The organism is Desulfuromonas sp. CSMB_57 (assembly GCF_020194955.2).
GTDB lineage: Bacteria > Desulfobacterota > Desulfuromonadia > Desulfuromonadales > Syntrophotaleaceae > JAFCIY02.
In genome coordinates, this window is record NZ_JAFCIY020000004.1 from 34,005 (window position 1) to 48,096 (window position 14,092).

Annotated in this window: 16 protein-coding genes and 2 tRNA genes; 13 read left to right on the forward strand and 5 right to left on the reverse strand. The window is 53.8% G+C overall.

The features are described from left to right. Positions 1-48 precede the first annotated feature (48 nt). Complete coding sequence (locus JQN68_RS01895) at positions 49-249, reverse strand: cold-shock protein (RefSeq protein WP_225073009.1); 201 nt, start codon at positions 247-249, stop codon at positions 49-51. Between the two features lie 270 nt (positions 250-519). Here JQN68_RS01895 and JQN68_RS01900 point away from each other — a divergent pair. Continuing rightward, positions 520-593 (forward strand) — tRNA-Gln (locus tag JQN68_RS01900). 244 nt (positions 594-837) lie between these two features. Here JQN68_RS01900 and JQN68_RS01905 read toward each other — a convergent pair. Next, positions 838-1,866 carry an ATP-grasp domain-containing protein gene (locus tag JQN68_RS01905; protein ID WP_249620980.1) on the reverse strand — a complete coding sequence of 343 codons (1,029 nt, stop codon included), beginning with the start codon at positions 1,864-1,866 and terminating at the stop codon, positions 838-840. Between the two features lie 298 nt (positions 1,867-2,164). Here JQN68_RS01905 and JQN68_RS01910 point away from each other — a divergent pair, with 298 nt between their 5' ends. The 10 genes from JQN68_RS01910 (at position 2,165) to JQN68_RS01955 (ending at position 9,682) form a co-directional block, all read left to right on the forward strand. Next, entirely contained in the window at positions 2,165-2,395 is a 231-nt protein-coding gene (locus tag JQN68_RS01910; RefSeq protein ID WP_225073011.1) for a hypothetical protein, read from the forward strand. A gap of 61 nt (positions 2,396-2,456) precedes the next feature. Then, the gene (locus tag JQN68_RS01915; protein ID WP_225073012.1) at positions 2,457-3,602 is read left to right on the forward strand and encodes an acetoin utilization protein AcuC; all 1,146 of its coding nucleotides are present in this window, start codon (positions 2,457-2,459) and stop codon (positions 3,600-3,602) included. Between the two features lie 2 nt (positions 3,603-3,604). Further along, positions 3,605-4,408 carry a hypothetical protein gene (locus tag JQN68_RS01920; protein WP_225073013.1) on the forward strand — a complete coding sequence of 268 codons (804 nt, stop codon included), beginning with the start codon at positions 3,605-3,607 and terminating at the stop codon, positions 4,406-4,408. 249 nt (positions 4,409-4,657) lie between these two features. Beyond that, the gene (locus JQN68_RS01925) at positions 4,658-5,965 is read left to right on the forward strand and encodes an aminotransferase class I/II-fold pyridoxal phosphate-dependent enzyme (RefSeq protein ID WP_225073014.1); all 1,308 of its coding nucleotides are present in this window, start codon (positions 4,658-4,660) and stop codon (positions 5,963-5,965) included. A gap of 67 nt (positions 5,966-6,032) precedes the next feature. Beyond that, positions 6,033-7,400, forward strand: coding sequence for a tRNA nucleotidyltransferase/poly(A) polymerase-related protein (locus JQN68_RS01930; RefSeq protein ID WP_225073015.1), 1,368 nt, complete (start codon positions 6,033-6,035; stop codon positions 7,398-7,400). Beyond that, a tRNA-Gly gene (locus JQN68_RS01935) sits at positions 7,391-7,465 on the forward strand. Before JQN68_RS01930 ends, JQN68_RS01935 begins: the two co-directional genes overlap by 10 nt. Before the next feature lie 126 nt (positions 7,466-7,591). Beyond that, the gene (locus JQN68_RS01940; RefSeq protein ID WP_225073016.1) at positions 7,592-7,792 is read left to right on the forward strand and encodes a DNA gyrase inhibitor YacG; all 201 of its coding nucleotides are present in this window, start codon (positions 7,592-7,594) and stop codon (positions 7,790-7,792) included. 37 nt (positions 7,793-7,829) lie between these two features. After that, positions 7,830-8,201 (forward strand): 6-carboxytetrahydropterin synthase QueD, encoded by a 372-nt coding sequence (queD, locus tag JQN68_RS01945; RefSeq protein ID WP_225073017.1) that lies wholly within the window; start codon positions 7,830-7,832, stop codon positions 8,199-8,201. Next, positions 8,173-8,934: a 7-carboxy-7-deazaguanine synthase QueE gene (locus tag JQN68_RS01950; protein ID WP_225073018.1), complete on the forward strand. Its 762-nt coding sequence runs from the start codon at positions 8,173-8,175 to the stop codon at positions 8,932-8,934. Before queD ends, JQN68_RS01950 begins: the two co-directional genes overlap by 29 nt. 28 nt (positions 8,935-8,962) lie before the next feature. Beyond that, entirely contained in the window at positions 8,963-9,682 is a 720-nt protein-coding gene (locus tag JQN68_RS01955; protein WP_225073019.1) for a creatininase family protein, read from the forward strand. 6 nt (positions 9,683-9,688) lie between these two features. Here JQN68_RS01955 and coaD read toward each other — a convergent pair whose 3' ends face one another. Both coaD and rsmD read right to left on the reverse strand, forming a co-directional pair. Continuing rightward, positions 9,689-10,186 (reverse strand): pantetheine-phosphate adenylyltransferase, encoded by a 498-nt coding sequence (coaD, locus tag JQN68_RS01960; protein ID WP_225073020.1) that lies wholly within the window; start codon positions 10,184-10,186, stop codon positions 9,689-9,691. Further along, a complete protein-coding gene (rsmD, locus tag JQN68_RS01965) occupies positions 10,183-10,761 on the reverse strand; it encodes a 16S rRNA (guanine(966)-N(2))-methyltransferase RsmD (protein ID WP_225073021.1) in 579 nt (192 codons plus the stop codon). Before rsmD ends, coaD begins: the two co-directional genes overlap by 4 nt. Positions 10,762-10,897: 136 nt before the next feature. Here rsmD and JQN68_RS01970 point away from each other — a divergent pair, with 136 nt between their 5' ends. Continuing rightward, positions 10,898-12,016: a deoxyguanosinetriphosphate triphosphohydrolase gene (locus JQN68_RS01970; RefSeq protein WP_225073022.1), complete on the forward strand. Its 1,119-nt coding sequence runs from the start codon at positions 10,898-10,900 to the stop codon at positions 12,014-12,016. Between the two features lie 78 nt (positions 12,017-12,094). On the opposite strand, the gene yhbY is transcribed toward JQN68_RS01970, so the two are convergent. After that, positions 12,095-12,400, reverse strand: coding sequence for a ribosome assembly RNA-binding protein YhbY (gene yhbY, locus JQN68_RS01975; RefSeq protein ID WP_225073023.1), 306 nt, complete (start codon positions 12,398-12,400; stop codon positions 12,095-12,097). A 1,031-nt stretch (positions 12,401-13,431) separates the two neighbouring features. On the opposite strand from yhbY, the gene JQN68_RS01980 reads away from it, so the two are divergent. After that, a complete protein-coding gene (locus JQN68_RS01980; RefSeq protein ID WP_225073024.1) occupies positions 13,432-13,950 on the forward strand; it encodes an NADH-quinone oxidoreductase subunit NuoE family protein in 519 nt (172 codons plus the stop codon). Positions 13,951-14,092: the final 142 nt, after the last annotated feature.

Consider the following 14,092-nt stretch of genomic DNA (forward strand, 5'->3'; position numbering starts at 1 on the left):
TTCAGCGCCGCGGAGCCTGTAGTCAATCACGAGGGGATGGAATGGGGCTTAGAGCTTGGTGACGTTGGAAGCCTGGGGACCCTTTTGACCCTGTACCACGTCGAAACGCACCCGCTCCCCTTCGGCCAGGGATTTGAAACCCTCGCCCTGGATGGCTGAGAAGTGGACAAATACGTCCGGACCATTGTCTTGCTGAATGAAACCGTAGCCCTTGGAGTCATTAAACCATTTCACAGTGCCTTCTGCCACGTCTTGCTCCTTTTCTTGGCTCAACCAAGTTCTCAGGGGTGCAGAGCAGTTCGACCCAACAAAAAGCCGCACCGTCTTCGAAAGACGTGCGGCAGGCTTTCTTCGTCGACGCTACAATGCACAAATTTACAATTTTGGGTAACCTAGCACAGCCGGTTTGTCCTTGACAAGACATTTTTTTCATTGGCGACGGGGTGCTTTTCAGAACACAAATGCTGCGATTTTTCCTTGACAGTCAAACCTGACTTTGTTAAAAGTTGTCCTCGTTTTTGGGAGATCGTCTAGCGGCAGGACTACGGACTCTGACTCCGTCAACCTAGGTTCGAATCCTAGTCTCCCAGCCATACACTACAAAGGGCCACGACATTTCCGTGGCCCTTTTTTTATAGTAGATGCCGAAAGTTGTTTTGAACTAGAAGGGCCGCCCCGAAAATTGATTGGGCGGCTTTTTTTTGAGGGAATGACCTAAACGATTCTGCATTGCTGGTACAATGCAATTGAAATTCTGTCCCTTGACGTAAGCATTTATCAGATAGCGAATGAAAATTTTGGATACCAGAAACATCCAATATTTTTCCAATGGTAAAGTTATCTTTTAATCTGCAATTCTTGCAAGATGTCTTGAATTATGAGATCTTCTATATAGTAATTCCCAGGGTGCCATACCAGGTTTTTGTCCCAATATCCTTCAGACTCGAAGATTCGAAAACTTGGTAAACAGTAACTTATTTCACAAATTTTCGGTTCACCGAATGCATCAAGGAGAAAATCAAAAGCCAGGGTTCTGGCACCGATTTTTTCGGTGATTTCAAAGGCAATATTTAGAAATCTTTTGTCTATTTTTTTATGATCGTAGTCAACAGATCCGCTGCCGGAGGCCCTGAAGTCATCTTTCCTTGCGTGTCTTATAAGCCCGAACGCTCTATCGCCAACGATTGTAATTCTGGTGTCAAAATCATTTCCCGGCAAAAAATCTTGAAAATATATGTAACCAATTTGTCTGGGAATTATTCTGTTGGCATAGTAGTATTTAATAAAAAATTTGGGCATTCTTTTGATTTTTTCGAAAAAATGTGACATGTCTTTTGTATGTTTAATTTTTATTTTGCTGTCAGCAAAAAATTCACCCATTGGTTTAAATCCAGAAGAGAAAGACTTTTGGCAAAGACGCTCAGCCTCCTTGCGAGTTTTTGCCAATTTTACATTGGTTGATGCAGATCCACATCTGAGCTTGAAAACTTTAGGGAAATGAGCGTTTTTAATAAATTCAAGGGCCTTTTCTTTTGAATAAAAGATATCTGTTGTAATTAATGGTGCACCAAGTGCTTCCAGTAGATATTTTTGCCCAATTTTGTCATCGTAATGCCAACATGTATCAAGGTTTGGGTATACAAGTATTCCCATTTTTTCAACAGATGCAATGATTTGCCTTGCAACAATTTGACTTTCTGGCTGAATCCACCGCCAATGCCATAGCAATACCTTGCAATTTTCGAGTGTTTTAATAATTTTCGAATCAAAACAATCAACAATTTGAAAATCTATATGATTTTTTTCACAATATTCAATCCATCTTTCAGAAAAGTCACCATCGGCTCCATGGATAGCAATCTTCATATTTGAAAATTCTCCTATTTGGGCTAAAAGTTCAACAAGAATGTGTAGGCAGGAATGTTTGCTACCATTCTACTATGTGTTTTCTATTATAAAAGATCTGTAGCAAAAAAATTCAGTATAATTAATTATAAAAAAATAGATTGCCTCTCTTTTGGAATTTAGATTTTCTCTGTTTGCGCTTTTCGAGCAAGAATGCTAAGTTTCTAGAATTCATACGTTTCTGTTCTACGTTTGGGCTCACGGCCTAACGCCGGCTCTCTGTGCCGGCTATATTCAAACCAGTCCGCAGGAGGCAAACATGTGGTACTTTTACTGCTCGCATGGAACTTTTACCATTGCCGTCGAACCGTCCGGGAGTTATGGCTTGTGGTTTGATACGGAAAAACTCGGGTCTTACCCCCTCCCAGAGGCTGCTGCCGAAGCTGTAGCAAAACAAAAGACCGGTCTTGCGGCGTGGGATGACTTACCCAACATCTCTGCACCCGGTTCTTTGGCAGACTGGATGGCAATGAGAACCACCGCACGCTGATTGATGGCCAAATGGCCCGGCGCCAAAGGGTTTTAGGTGCCGTGGCTCGGTGGAGAATTGTATGGATGAGTGCGTCGCCTGGATTTATTCGCACCGGTTCAACGCCTTTTCGTTTGGACAGGACCATCCTTTCAAGATCCAGCGGCTGGCGCTGACTTTCCAATTATGCCAGGAATTGGGGTTGCTGGATGGAAAGTCCGTGGATTTAGTTGAATGCCCTCCGGCCCGCGAAGAGGATCTGCTGGTCTTTCATCGTCGGGACTACGTTCAAGCCTTGAGGGAATTCAGTCAGGGCGAGGGCGGCCGTGCCAACTTCATGTTTGGTCTGGGCGATGTTGAAAATCCTGTGTTTCCAGGTCTTTTTGAGTGGGCTTTGTTGGGTTGCGGCGGTACCTTGGAAGCAGTCAGGCAGGTTCTTGATCAGCGGTGCCGGCGCGCCTTCAATATTGCCGGCGGGTGGCATCATGCTCATGCCGCCCGCGCATCCGGTTTCAGTTATGTCAACGATGCCGTCATCGCCATTGAGGAGGCGGTGCGCAAAGGGCGCCGGGTGGCCTATGTCGATCTCGACGCCCATCACGGCGACGGGGTCCAGGAGGCGTTTTACGACACGGATCGGGTGCTGACCATTTCCCTGCATGAAACCGGCAAGGATTTCTTTCCGCATACCGGGTTTCCCAGGGAAATGGGACGCGGTCAAGGCTATGGCTATGCGGCAAATGTCCCTTTGGTGGCCCATTCCGACGATTTGATTTTTGAACAGGCCTTCCGGCGTGTCGTGCTGCCCTTGTTGTCGGCATATCGTCCGGATATCCTGGTCACGCAACTGGGTATGGATGTGCTTCGTACCGATCCGTTGACCCGATTGGAGTTGACCACCGGCTCCGTGGAATATGCCGCCCGCTGTTTTCTGCATACCGGGTTGCCTTGGGTGGCCCTTGGCGGTGGCGGCTATGATAAGATCAATGTGGCCAGAGGTTGGTCCCTGGTTTGGGCCATCATGACGGGCTGTTCGGTACCCGATCTGTTGCCCCCCGGATTCAATCGCTTGGCCTCCTCTTTGGGATATCATTCCGGTCGTTTGCGGGACTTGCCGCATCTGGCTCATCCAGACGACTTTTGCCGGGCCCAGGATTCTCTGGAACGCCATGTGGCCTTTCTGGAGCGGCGCCTGTTTCCACTGCATGGAATTCCTTCCAGGGGCTAGTAATGGCAATCGATCGGAAATCGACTATCGATATGCCGGGAATGGCGCCAAACAGCCTGAGGGATATCAATGCCCTGCCGATTAGGGAAAAGGAAGCGTGGTATCGTCGCCTGATACCTGCCCGTCTGTTTCAGCGATACTCCCTTGAGCAAACCGGTTGCGTGCTGTTCGTCGGTCCCGAAGGGTTGGGCTTGGCCCGCATCGAAGTACGCCTTCGGCCGGACGATGAGGATTGCCTGTTTTTTCTGGAGATGCTGGATACTCCTTACGGACAAATCGAATTGGCTTTTTGCATCATCAATGCGCCGGAGGGACCCCGTTTCGACGTGGACCGGGATGCTTCGGGGCGTGACAATCTTTTCGCCACGGTGCGCCGCAACTTGGAGGCGGAGGTCCTCGCCATGCAGGCGGGTCTCTGTCCTCACCAGGTGCGACCCGGACTAGGGTTGTTCAGGGATTTTTTTCTAGAATTCGAAGCCTTTGTCGGGCAGTTGGGTCGGGACACGATTATTGCGGAACCTCTTTCCTACAATAATGCGATTCAATATGAACAGCTTGGATTCGACTATATCACCGGCAAGCAGTTGATGCTCTGGATCGATCGGGAGTTTCAGCCTGGAGGCGTCCTTTTTGGACGGCTGGACGGTACTTCGCCCTTTCGGCAACCGGGCATGGAACGCACGGTACGCGGCCGGAGTTGGGCTATTCATGACGGCATCCTGGGACGTCCTTGGGACGGGGTCAAGATTTACAAGGCAGTGGGATACCATGCCGGCATCGACACTTTCCCAGCCAGGACCTGGTAGCAAGGAGAACTGGGAATAGCATTGTTCAATGGTCGGCGTGAACCCTTTACATGAATTGGCAGGCTTCTGCCTTCGGGGTGGGCAAAATCACGTTTCAGGTGGTGTGAAGAGCTTTGGCGGGAGCCCGTTCGCTACGGATATTTCCGTTGAAAAAAAACCGCAATCCTGATTTAATGCGGCCCGATTCGGCCCGGGAAAAGCCCGTTCCGAACAGGACTTGACGACGCAACGGACCTTGGAGGAAAAGGCGTGAATCCGCTGGCAATCGAACTCAACAAAAAGTTGGAGCAGCACAGTCCGGCCGTTTTGGCCATGCTTTCCACCCTGGGCAAGGAGCTGTTTTTCCCCAAGGGGATTCTCAGCCAGTCGGCGGAAGCCAAGGAAAAAGCCCACCGCTTCGATGCCACCATCGGTATCGCCACGGAAAAGGGCCAGCCCATGTTCCTGCCTTGCATGGGGGCCAAGTTGAGTGCCTTTGCGCCCAAGGATATTTTCCCCTATGCACCGCCGGCCGGCAAGCCCGAGTTGCGCCGCCTTTGGCGGGAGAAAATGTTGCGGGACAATCCGGGGCTGCGGAGCAAACAATTCAGTAACCCGATTGTGACCAATGCTCTGACCCACGGCCTGGCCATCGTCGCCGATCTGTTCGTCGAGCCCGGTGACCACATCATTCTGCCCGATATGCTGTGGGGCAATTACAATCTCACTTTCGCTACCCGGCGGGGAGCGATTTTGCGCAAGCACGTTACCTTCAATCAAGCGGGCGGATACCATGTTGACGCCTTCCGGCAGACGTTGCGGGAAACCGCGGCGGCTCGAGGCAAGGCGGTCGTGTTGCTCAACTTCCCCAACAACCCGAGTGGCTACACGCCCACCGAGTCCGAAGCCGATGCCTTGGTACAGGCCTTATATGAAGAGGCGGCGGCAGGCTGCAACGTGGTTGCCGTGACGGACGATGCCTACTTCGGATTGTTCTATGAGGAGGTCCTGAAGGAATCCCTGTTTGCCCGCCTGGCCAACCGCCATCCGCGATTGCTGGCCGTCAAGTTGGATGGCGCAACCAAGGAAGAATTCGCCTGGGGATTCCGCACGGGCTTCATCACCTTTGCCGATGGCCATGACAGCCCGCAGCCCGAGGTTCTGACCGCGCTGGAAACCAAGACCATGGGGATCATTCGAGGAACTATCTCCAACTGTCCCCATCCATCCCAGACGTTTGTCATCGATGCTCTCAAATCGCCGGATTACGAGGCTCAAAAATTGGAGAAATTCGAGATTCTCCGGGGCCGGGCCCGTAAAACCAAAGCAGTTTTGGATGCCGGCGGTTTTGAACAGGCGTGGGAATATTATCCCTTCAATTCGGGTTACTTCATGTGCCTGAAACTGAAAAATGTGGATGCCGAGCGCCTGCGCCTGCATCTCCTCGACAATTATGGCGTGGGCACCATCGCCATCAATGCAACGGATCTGCGTATCGCGTTTTCCTGCATCGAGGAGGAGGATATTCCCGAACTGTTCCAGTTGATTCATCAGGCGGTACGGGATCTGACCGTCTGAGCCGGGGTTACCGGTTGGCCCGGCGGCATCCCGGTACATCCCGAAGCCCGGCCGAAGGGAGTTGGTGATGACCATCCCGGTTGCTCTGCAGGAACTGATGCAGCAGGAGGACTTATGCGCCCTGCAGCACATTCTGCAAAATTATGCGCCATGTCACCTGGTCGGCGGCAGTATCCGCGATGCCCTGTTGGGGCGCCCCAGTCGGGATCTGGATCTGGTCCTGGCCGGTGACCCCACCCAACTGGCCCGGGATTTTGCCGAGTTGCGCCAGGGTACCTGGGTGCCCCTCGATCCGGTCCGGCGCCAGCATCGGGTTGTTATCAAGCGCAAGGGGCTGATTCATACCTTCGACTTTTCTCCGCTGCGGGCGCCAACCCTGCAGCAGGATCTGCGCCTGCGTGATTTCACCATCAACGCCATGGCCATCCCTTTGGGGGCAGCTTCCAAGTCCGTCGAGTTGATCGACCCTCTTGGTGGCTGGTCTGATTTGCTCGGCGGGCACCTGCGGGTCTGCTCACCGGATGTGCTTCTGCATGACCCTTTGCGCGTTTTCAAGGGGGTGAGGCATTGCCTGTCTCTCGGGTTGGAAGCGCTTCCGGAAACCTTGAAAAAAATGGCGCAGGCGGTGCACCTTCTCCCTCAAGTCGCGCCCGAACGCATCCGTGGTGAGGTGGGGGAAATCTTCCATGTCGAGGACTTGGGAGACCATTTCGAGTTGCTACGAGATGCCGGGATTCTTCCTGTCCTGTGGGATCGACCTATTTCCCCGACCATGCTGCAACATTGCCGGGATGCAGTGCTTCAGGTTGAGGCCGGGCTCAAGCATTTGGCCGACGGGTCGGGGGCCGAGGCGATTGCCACCCTCCTCGAGGAAGAACTTGAAGAGCGCCTCACTCGTCGGGCTTTGCTGAAAATGGCGGCATTCTTTGGCGTCGGGCCTTCGGTCGGCAGTGAACAATTGGCCAGACGCTGGCGACTGGGCCGCAGATCGGTTCGGGCGCTGGGCGGATACATGCAGTCGACACCCGAACTGGCCGCAGGTCTGGCGGCATTGCGTTGTCAGGAGCGGGGACTGGCTCTCTGGGTAGCCAAACTGCCTGGAGATGCCCTCGGCAGTCTGCTCGGTTTGAGTCGCTGGTACCACGACGGAGCCTTGACCCGCGAATTGATTGGGCGGGCACTGCAGGCCTACCTGGCTCACCAGGTAGAAGGGCGCGTTGCCCCCCTGGTTGATGGCCGATGGATACAGGAGCATTGCCAATTGGTATCCGGGCCACAGGTCGGACTGTTGCAGGAAGCCCTGGCGGATGCCGAAATCCGCGGCCAGGTCGAAAACCTGGAGGAGGCCCGAAAATTTCTGATTTCATTGAAAAAGAAAACATTTGACAACCTGGCTGACGGTTCCTATAATTTGCGTCTCGACAAGCGGGAATAACTCAGTGGTAGAGTGTCAGCTTCCCAAGCTGAAGGTCGCGGGTTCGAATCCCGTTTCCCGCTCCAATTACCTATTTGAAGCTCCGATTCCTGCATGAGGGTCGGAGTTTTTTTATGCCCGGACGTTGCTCGTCAGGCCAGGCCTGTGCTAGCCTGTATCCAAATGTTTTTTTCCATGCAAGGCGACCTAGGATGACTCAAAACACACCTTCGACCATCCGCATTTTTCCCTGTCCACAATGCGGCCGACCCAGTCCGATGGACCATAACCCTGACCGCCCATTCTGTTCCCCGCGTTGTCGTCTCATGGATCTCGGGGCCTGGGTGGATGAACGCTACCGGGTCCCCGCGGAAGAACCGGCGGAGGAGTTTTCAAATGATGATGAATCCTGAAAAATACTAAAAATCAAATACCTAAAGAGGAAATCTCATGTATCACCTTACTATTAAGACGCATTTCGCCGCTGCGCATAAACTGATGAACTATCAAGGTGACTGCGAGCATCTGCACGGGCATAACTGGAAGATTGAAGTTACCGTAGCCACCCGGGAGTTGGATGCCGCCGGGCTCGGTATCGATTTCAAGATTCTCAAACGGGAAACCAATCAGATCCTGGACCAGTTGGATCATAAGTATCTCAATGAGTTGCCGTTCTTTCGGGAGGTCAGTCCGTCATCGGAAAATATTGCCCGGTTTCTTTATGAAAGCCTGGTTCAGCGCTTTGCCGAACGTCAGGTTCGGATGGAGAGCGTGAAGGTTTGGGAGTCGGACAATGCCTGTGCCAGTTACACCGCCGACTGAGGCCGATCTGGTCGAGATTTTCTCTTCCATTCAGGGCGAAGGATTGCTCATCGGTTGCCGGCAGATCTTCATTCGTGCCGCGGGCTGCAACCTGACCTGCGCCTATTGCGACACCGATTTTGCCTCGCGCAGTCATTGCCGCATGGAAGAGGCCCCGGGTGCCGGGCTGTTTCGAAACCTGCCTAATCCCGTCGCTCTGGAAACCCTGTCGGCGATAATCGACACCTGGCTGCGGCAGGCACCAGGCATGCACCACTCCATCAGCCTGACAGGCGGCGAGCCTTTGCTGCAGGCTTCCGTCTGGGCAGCCTGGCTGCCCGTTTTATGCAGTATGTTGCCCATTCACCTGGAAACCAACGGTACTCTGGCTGCGGCACTGCCACCATTGCTGCCCTATTTGGACTGGGTGTCCATGGACGTGAAGCTGGAATCCATGACCGGCGCGGCCACGCCCTGGGAGGCCCATGAAGCCTTTTTGGCCCATGCCGGTGCGACGGGTTGGAGCGTTAAGCTGGTGGTGGGCGAGGAAACCCCGGACGAAGAAGTCGTTCAAGCGGTGCGCATGGTACAGGCCCTGGCTCCCCACGTGCCGGTGATTCTGCAACCGGTTACCCGCAAGGGGGCGACCGATCGCCGGTTCGGATGGCTCATGGACCTGCAGTGCCTGGCCGCGGGACACCATCCTTTGATCCGGGTCATTCCCCAGACTCATGTATTTTTGAACCTGCTGTGAGAGCGGGCGTGCCTGTCGGGAGGATGCCATGATTGTCGAACAGATGACTACCCCTGAATTTGTCGATGGATTAGAAAAAACGCGCACGGTTTTGCTGCCCATAGGCGCTACGGAAGAGCATGGACCGCACCTGCCCCTGGGCACCGACACCTTCCAGGCGCGGGATGTCGCTTGGCGTCTGGCTGAATTGCGCCCGATTTTCATCGCTCCGGCGATTCCCTATGGGGTATGCCGTTCCACATCCTGCCACCCGGGTACCATCACCATTCGTACCGCCACCCTGAAGGCTCTGGTAACCGATGTGGTGGATGCTCTTTATGGACAGGGCCTGCGCAACTTCATTCTGCTCACCGGGCATGCCGGAGGCACCCACAATGCCGCCTTGATCGATGCCGGCGAGGAACTGCTGAAAGCCTATGATGATATCCGGGTGGCCGTTTTGACCGAGTATCAGTTGGCGGCCGGTGAAGGCAGGGGGCTGGTGGAGACGGCCGGGGACTCCCATGCCGGAGAAATAGAAACCTCGCGCATGCTGAATTCTTGTCCGCAGTGGGTCAGGGGGACGGCGCCGCGGGAGTTCCCCTCCTTTCCCCCGGGGATCCTGGTCCGCAACAAAACCAGGTATTGGCCGGGCGGCGTATGGGGCGATCCGGGCCAGGCCAGCGCCGAAAAAGGCCGGCGGATTGAAGACTTGGTGGTAGCGGCCTTGGATCGTTTCGTGACCACCTTTGAAAACTGGCAGGAGTAGGGGAGATCAGTCTTGCTGCTGGTCGGAAAACTTTTTCTCCAGAGCGATGCGAACGCCGGGCGGAACAAAATCCTCGATGTTGCCGCCCAGCGAGGCCACCTCCTTGATGATGGATGAACTCAGGTAGCCGTAGGGTACCGAAGTCATCATGAAGAGGGTTTCGAATCGGGGGTTCATGCTGTGGTTCATCTGGGCAAGCTGGAATTCGTTTTCAAAATCCGACACGGCTCGCAATCCCCTGATAACCACACAGGCGCCGCGCTCGCACACATAATCCACCAACAGGCCATGAAAGGTATCCACCCGCACCTGCGGATAGGCTGTAACCGTTTCCCGAATCAGCGCCAGGCGCTCCTCGATGGAAAACAGACTCTTTTTGGCCACATTGTGCGCAACCGCTACAATCAGCTCGTCAAAAATTTGCAGGCTTCTCAGGATGATGTCGAGATGGCCGTTGGTGATGGGATCAAAGGAGCCTGGATAAACCGCGATGCGCTTTTTCATGGTTGCGGAGCTTTCCGGGGAGAAAGGGTAAGAAAGGTCAGGGTCGTATCGCCATAATGTCTCTGATCAACAACCGTCAGATCGCCGATCCGCTCCGGCAAGCACTCTGTCCGGGGCGATTCGACGCAAATCAAGCCCTCCGGTGCCAGCAATGCCTGTTCGGAGACGGCAGTGAGGGCAGGGGGCAACAATCCCCGTCCGTAAGGAGGATCCAGAAAGATCAAATCGAAGGGCTTCTGGTCGATCAGCCGGGACAGCAGGGTTGGAGCGCTGCCGCGAAGCAGGGTAAGGTGGTGGGACAATCTGCAGTGGTCGGCATTCCGGCGAATCAGGGCGCAAGCCTGGGCATTTTGTTCGATGAGCACGGCGCCGGCCGCGCCTCTGCTCAGCGCCTCCAGGGCCAGGGCCCCGGTTCCGGCAAACGCATCCAGAACCTTCAATCCGGCCAGACTGCCGAGGCGGCTGGTCAGGATGCTGAACAGGGCTTCCCGAACCCGATCGGCGGTGGGGCGGATGCCGGTCCCGGCAAAGGATCCCAGTTTTTTACCTCTGGCGGAGCCGCTGATTATTCTCACTGGAATCAACCTGCGTTCTTGATGCAACTTAGGTCAGAGTTCAATTTGTATCGACATGGCAATCAAGTGTAGGGACACTAGCATACCGCTGTCGAAGTGGTCAAGATGACTTGGCTATTTCAGGAAAGGCCAGGACATGGAAAGACCCGATCTCGCTTCCTATGCGGCGCGCGGCAGCGACAGCCGCGGTCGGCGCCATAAAGAGCCCTATAAGGACGATCGCTCTGAATATGCCCGCGATCGCGATCGCATAATCCATTGTGCTGCATTTCGCCGCCTGGAATACAAGACCCAGGTTTTTGTCAACCACGAAGGCGATTATTATCGGACCCGGCTCACTCATTCGTTGGAGGTGGCCCAGATTGCCCGCGGCATCGCCCGCCGACTGTTGCTCAACGAGGATCTGGTCGAGGCCCTGTCGCTGGCCCATGATCTCGGCCACACTCCTTTTGGGCATACGGGCGAAGAGGTCCTCAACCGTCTGATGGCCGAATATGGGGGATTTGAGCACAATCGTCAATCGCTGCGCATCGTCGAAGTTCTGGAAGAGCGCTACCCCGGATTCCAGGGGCTGAACCTGACCTGGGAAACCCGTGAAGGCATCATCAAACACTCCGGTGATGGAACTCTATATCCCCAAGAAGCCGGGGAGTATCTGCCCGGCGAACAGCCGACCCTGGAGGCCCAGATCATCGACTTGGCCGATGAAATCGCCTATAACAATCACGACATCGATGACGGCCTCAAAGCGGGCTATATCAACCTCGAAGAATTACAGGGCGTGCCCTTGTGGCAGGCGGCCTTTGAGCGGGTTGGAAAAAAATACCCCATGGCCGATCGGGAACGCCATATCTACCAGACCATCAGCCATCTCATCGGTCAGTTAATCAGTGATGTGGTCGACACGACGGCGGCCAACCTGCGACTTTTGAATATCTGTTCCCAGGGCTGTGTGCGCGGACAGGGAAGGCGCCTGGTGGCCTTCAGCGAAATCATTCAGGAACAGAATAGACAATTGAAGCAGTTTCTGCGGGAGCGACTCTATCGCCATTACAAAGTGGAGCGGATGCGGGTCAAGGCGGAGCGTTTCCTGAGTCTCATTTTTTCCAGTTATATCGAAAATCCTCGTCTATTGCCGGATTCCTACCGGCAGCGCTTTGAAAAATTCGGCAAGGAACGCGTGGTTTGCGATTTTATTGCCGGCATGACCGACCGTTATGCGATGGAGGAGTACAAGCGATTGTACGAACCCTGACGGTCCGTGAATCAATCTTCCCCAAAGCTTGCCTCCATTGCCGGCGCCTGAACCCGCCAGAGGCAATGTCTCAATTCATTATTGGGGCAGTTCGATGATCCGTTTTTCTCCGGCCCGGTAAAGAAGAATGGAGCGTCCAAGAACCTGCACCAGATGTGAGCCGGTCTTCTCAGCCAGTTCCGTTGCCGCTTCGTGCCGGTCGATGGCACAGGTTTCCAGCAATTTCACCTTGATTAACTCATGGCATTCCAGGCTTGTACCCACAGCTTGCAGAAACGCTTCACTCAGGCCGTCCTTTCCTGCCAGAGCGATGGGTTTGAGATGGTGACCTTTGGCCCGCAGGAAACGGATCTGACTGCCCTTCAACGCTCTTCCAACTGTCATGCATAACCTCCGCTATTTATAAAGGAAATTGGAACATCGCTTATAGCAGGATCGGTCCGTTAAGGCCAGTTCTTTTTATGCGAGGGTTCCGATGACCCAGTATCCCGTGCGGTTAGTCGTGTCAAGAAATTCCGAGAGATTTTGGTTGCCGCCAAGGCGCTGCCGCAGCCTGGCCAGAGTTGAGCAGAGAAAGCGGAACGCAGCCAGGGACCCAAAAGGCCGGAATTTGAATTCACGACTAGCCGCAGGGGATACCAGGTTTGGGAGGCCACCAAACTCCGGTCTGTCGGAGAAGTTCTCCGGACGGCCCGACAGCATACTGATGCAGGTCTAACGGTAGGTGATAATAACTGACTGAAACGGTATTTTAATTATTGCCTTCCCGAGGCTAAAGCTAAAAAAAACGAAGGAAAACCAAAAATGACGAAAAGAAACGATTGACCCTGCTGCGGAAAAATGTTTATATACCGCCGTCAGAATTGACCCGATGCCTTCGGGAAACTAACTGCTGTTCGGCGGAGCTGACGTGACTTCTTCTGTATACTGGCAAACAGCACTACGTATACGTAAAACAGCTTTTCGGAGGAGAAGGCCTTTCCCTGGTCCGAGCTGTTTTATCTCGATTTTTCGTTGCTTTTTTCACTGTGCTCCAAGTTTAGAGTTGATATTTGTCCCTTTGCGGGTGCGCTCCCTGGTTGGCGGGGATTTGTCGGGCAGTAGGGGGGCTGGCTGAAATGACTGGCCCGATTATCGGAAATTTTCTGAAAGATTCGGTAAAACAAGGCCTTGGATAGTGGATCGGAACCGTGGATTATGGTTTACTAGTCGGAGCTTGCCGTGCAGGCTCTGTTGAGCAGAGGTCAAGTTTCCATTTGGTGGTTTCCTGAATCGAGTTTTGGCAGCCACATGATTGAATGAGCGGGTGATTTTAGTTTCAAGGAGGGGGCATAATGTTAAAGAAAATTCTAGATTTTTTCCGTAAACCCACGCCAAATGACGATTTGGCGAATCAAAAGGAGAGGAAGAACAGTATGCAAACGTCAACATGTCAGATGACCGGGGATTGCAGGATTCCAGATCGTGCCACGCTGCCCAAGGATCTCTACAAGCAGCTTGCGGATTTTATCGCTACGCTGCCGACCAAGGAAGGCCATCTGGTTACCGCCCTGCACAAGGCACAAGCCATTTTTGGCTACCTGCCCCGGGAAGTCCAGGAGTTCGTTGCGGATCAGATGGGTGTTTCCCTGGCCAAGGTTTATGGCGTGGTCAGCTTCTACACCTTCTTCACCATGGTCCCCAAGGGCAAGTTTCCCATCAGCATCTGTATGGGTACCGCCTGCTTTGTCAAGGGTGCGGACAAGGTTACCGATGCCTTCAAGCAGCAGCTTGGCGTCGCGGTAAGCGAAGTGACCAAGGATGGTAAATTTTCCATCGACTGTCTGCGCTGCGTCGGTGCCTGCGCCCTGGCGCCGGTGGTCATGATTGGCGAGAAGGTCTATGCCAACGTTACCCCCGACCAGGTCAAGAACATCATCGCGGATTTCCAATAATAACGGGGAGATAAAGCAATGACCAAGATTTCGAGCATGGCGGAACTGCAGAAGAAACGCCAGGAACTGCAGGCTGCGGCCGAGCAGGCCAAAAGCGGCAAAGTGATCGTGAACGTATCTCTGGCGACCTGTGGCATCGCTT

Coding starts and splice junctions, on each gene's coding strand:
- yhbY (WP_225073023.1), bottom strand. CDS start 12,400: ATGACAGTTGGAAGAGCGTTGAAGGGCAGTCAGATCCGTTTCCTGCGG.
- JQN68_RS01905 (WP_249620980.1), bottom strand. CDS start 1,866: ATGAAGATTGCTATCCATGGAGCCGATGGTGACTTTTCTGAAAGATGG.
- coaD (WP_225073020.1), bottom strand. CDS start 10,186: ATGAAAAAGCGCATCGCGGTTTATCCAGGCTCCTTTGATCCCATCACC.
- JQN68_RS01915 (WP_225073012.1), top strand. CDS start 2,457: ATGGATGAGTGCGTCGCCTGGATTTATTCGCACCGGTTCAACGCCTTT.
- queD (WP_225073017.1), top strand. CDS start 7,830: ATGTATCACCTTACTATTAAGACGCATTTCGCCGCTGCGCATAAACTG.
- JQN68_RS01920 (WP_225073013.1), top strand. CDS start 3,605: ATGGCAATCGATCGGAAATCGACTATCGATATGCCGGGAATGGCGCCA.
- JQN68_RS01980 (WP_225073024.1), top strand. CDS start 13,432: ATGCAAACGTCAACATGTCAGATGACCGGGGATTGCAGGATTCCAGAT.
- JQN68_RS01950 (WP_225073018.1), top strand. CDS start 8,173: ATGCCTGTGCCAGTTACACCGCCGACTGAGGCCGATCTGGTCGAGATT.
- JQN68_RS01930 (WP_225073015.1), top strand. CDS start 6,033: ATGACCATCCCGGTTGCTCTGCAGGAACTGATGCAGCAGGAGGACTTA.
- JQN68_RS01955 (WP_225073019.1), top strand. CDS start 8,963: ATGATTGTCGAACAGATGACTACCCCTGAATTTGTCGATGGATTAGAA.
- JQN68_RS01940 (WP_225073016.1), top strand. CDS start 7,592: ATGACTCAAAACACACCTTCGACCATCCGCATTTTTCCCTGTCCACAA.
- JQN68_RS01970 (WP_225073022.1), top strand. CDS start 10,898: ATGGAAAGACCCGATCTCGCTTCCTATGCGGCGCGCGGCAGCGACAGC.
- JQN68_RS01910 (WP_225073011.1), top strand. CDS start 2,165: ATGTGGTACTTTTACTGCTCGCATGGAACTTTTACCATTGCCGTCGAA.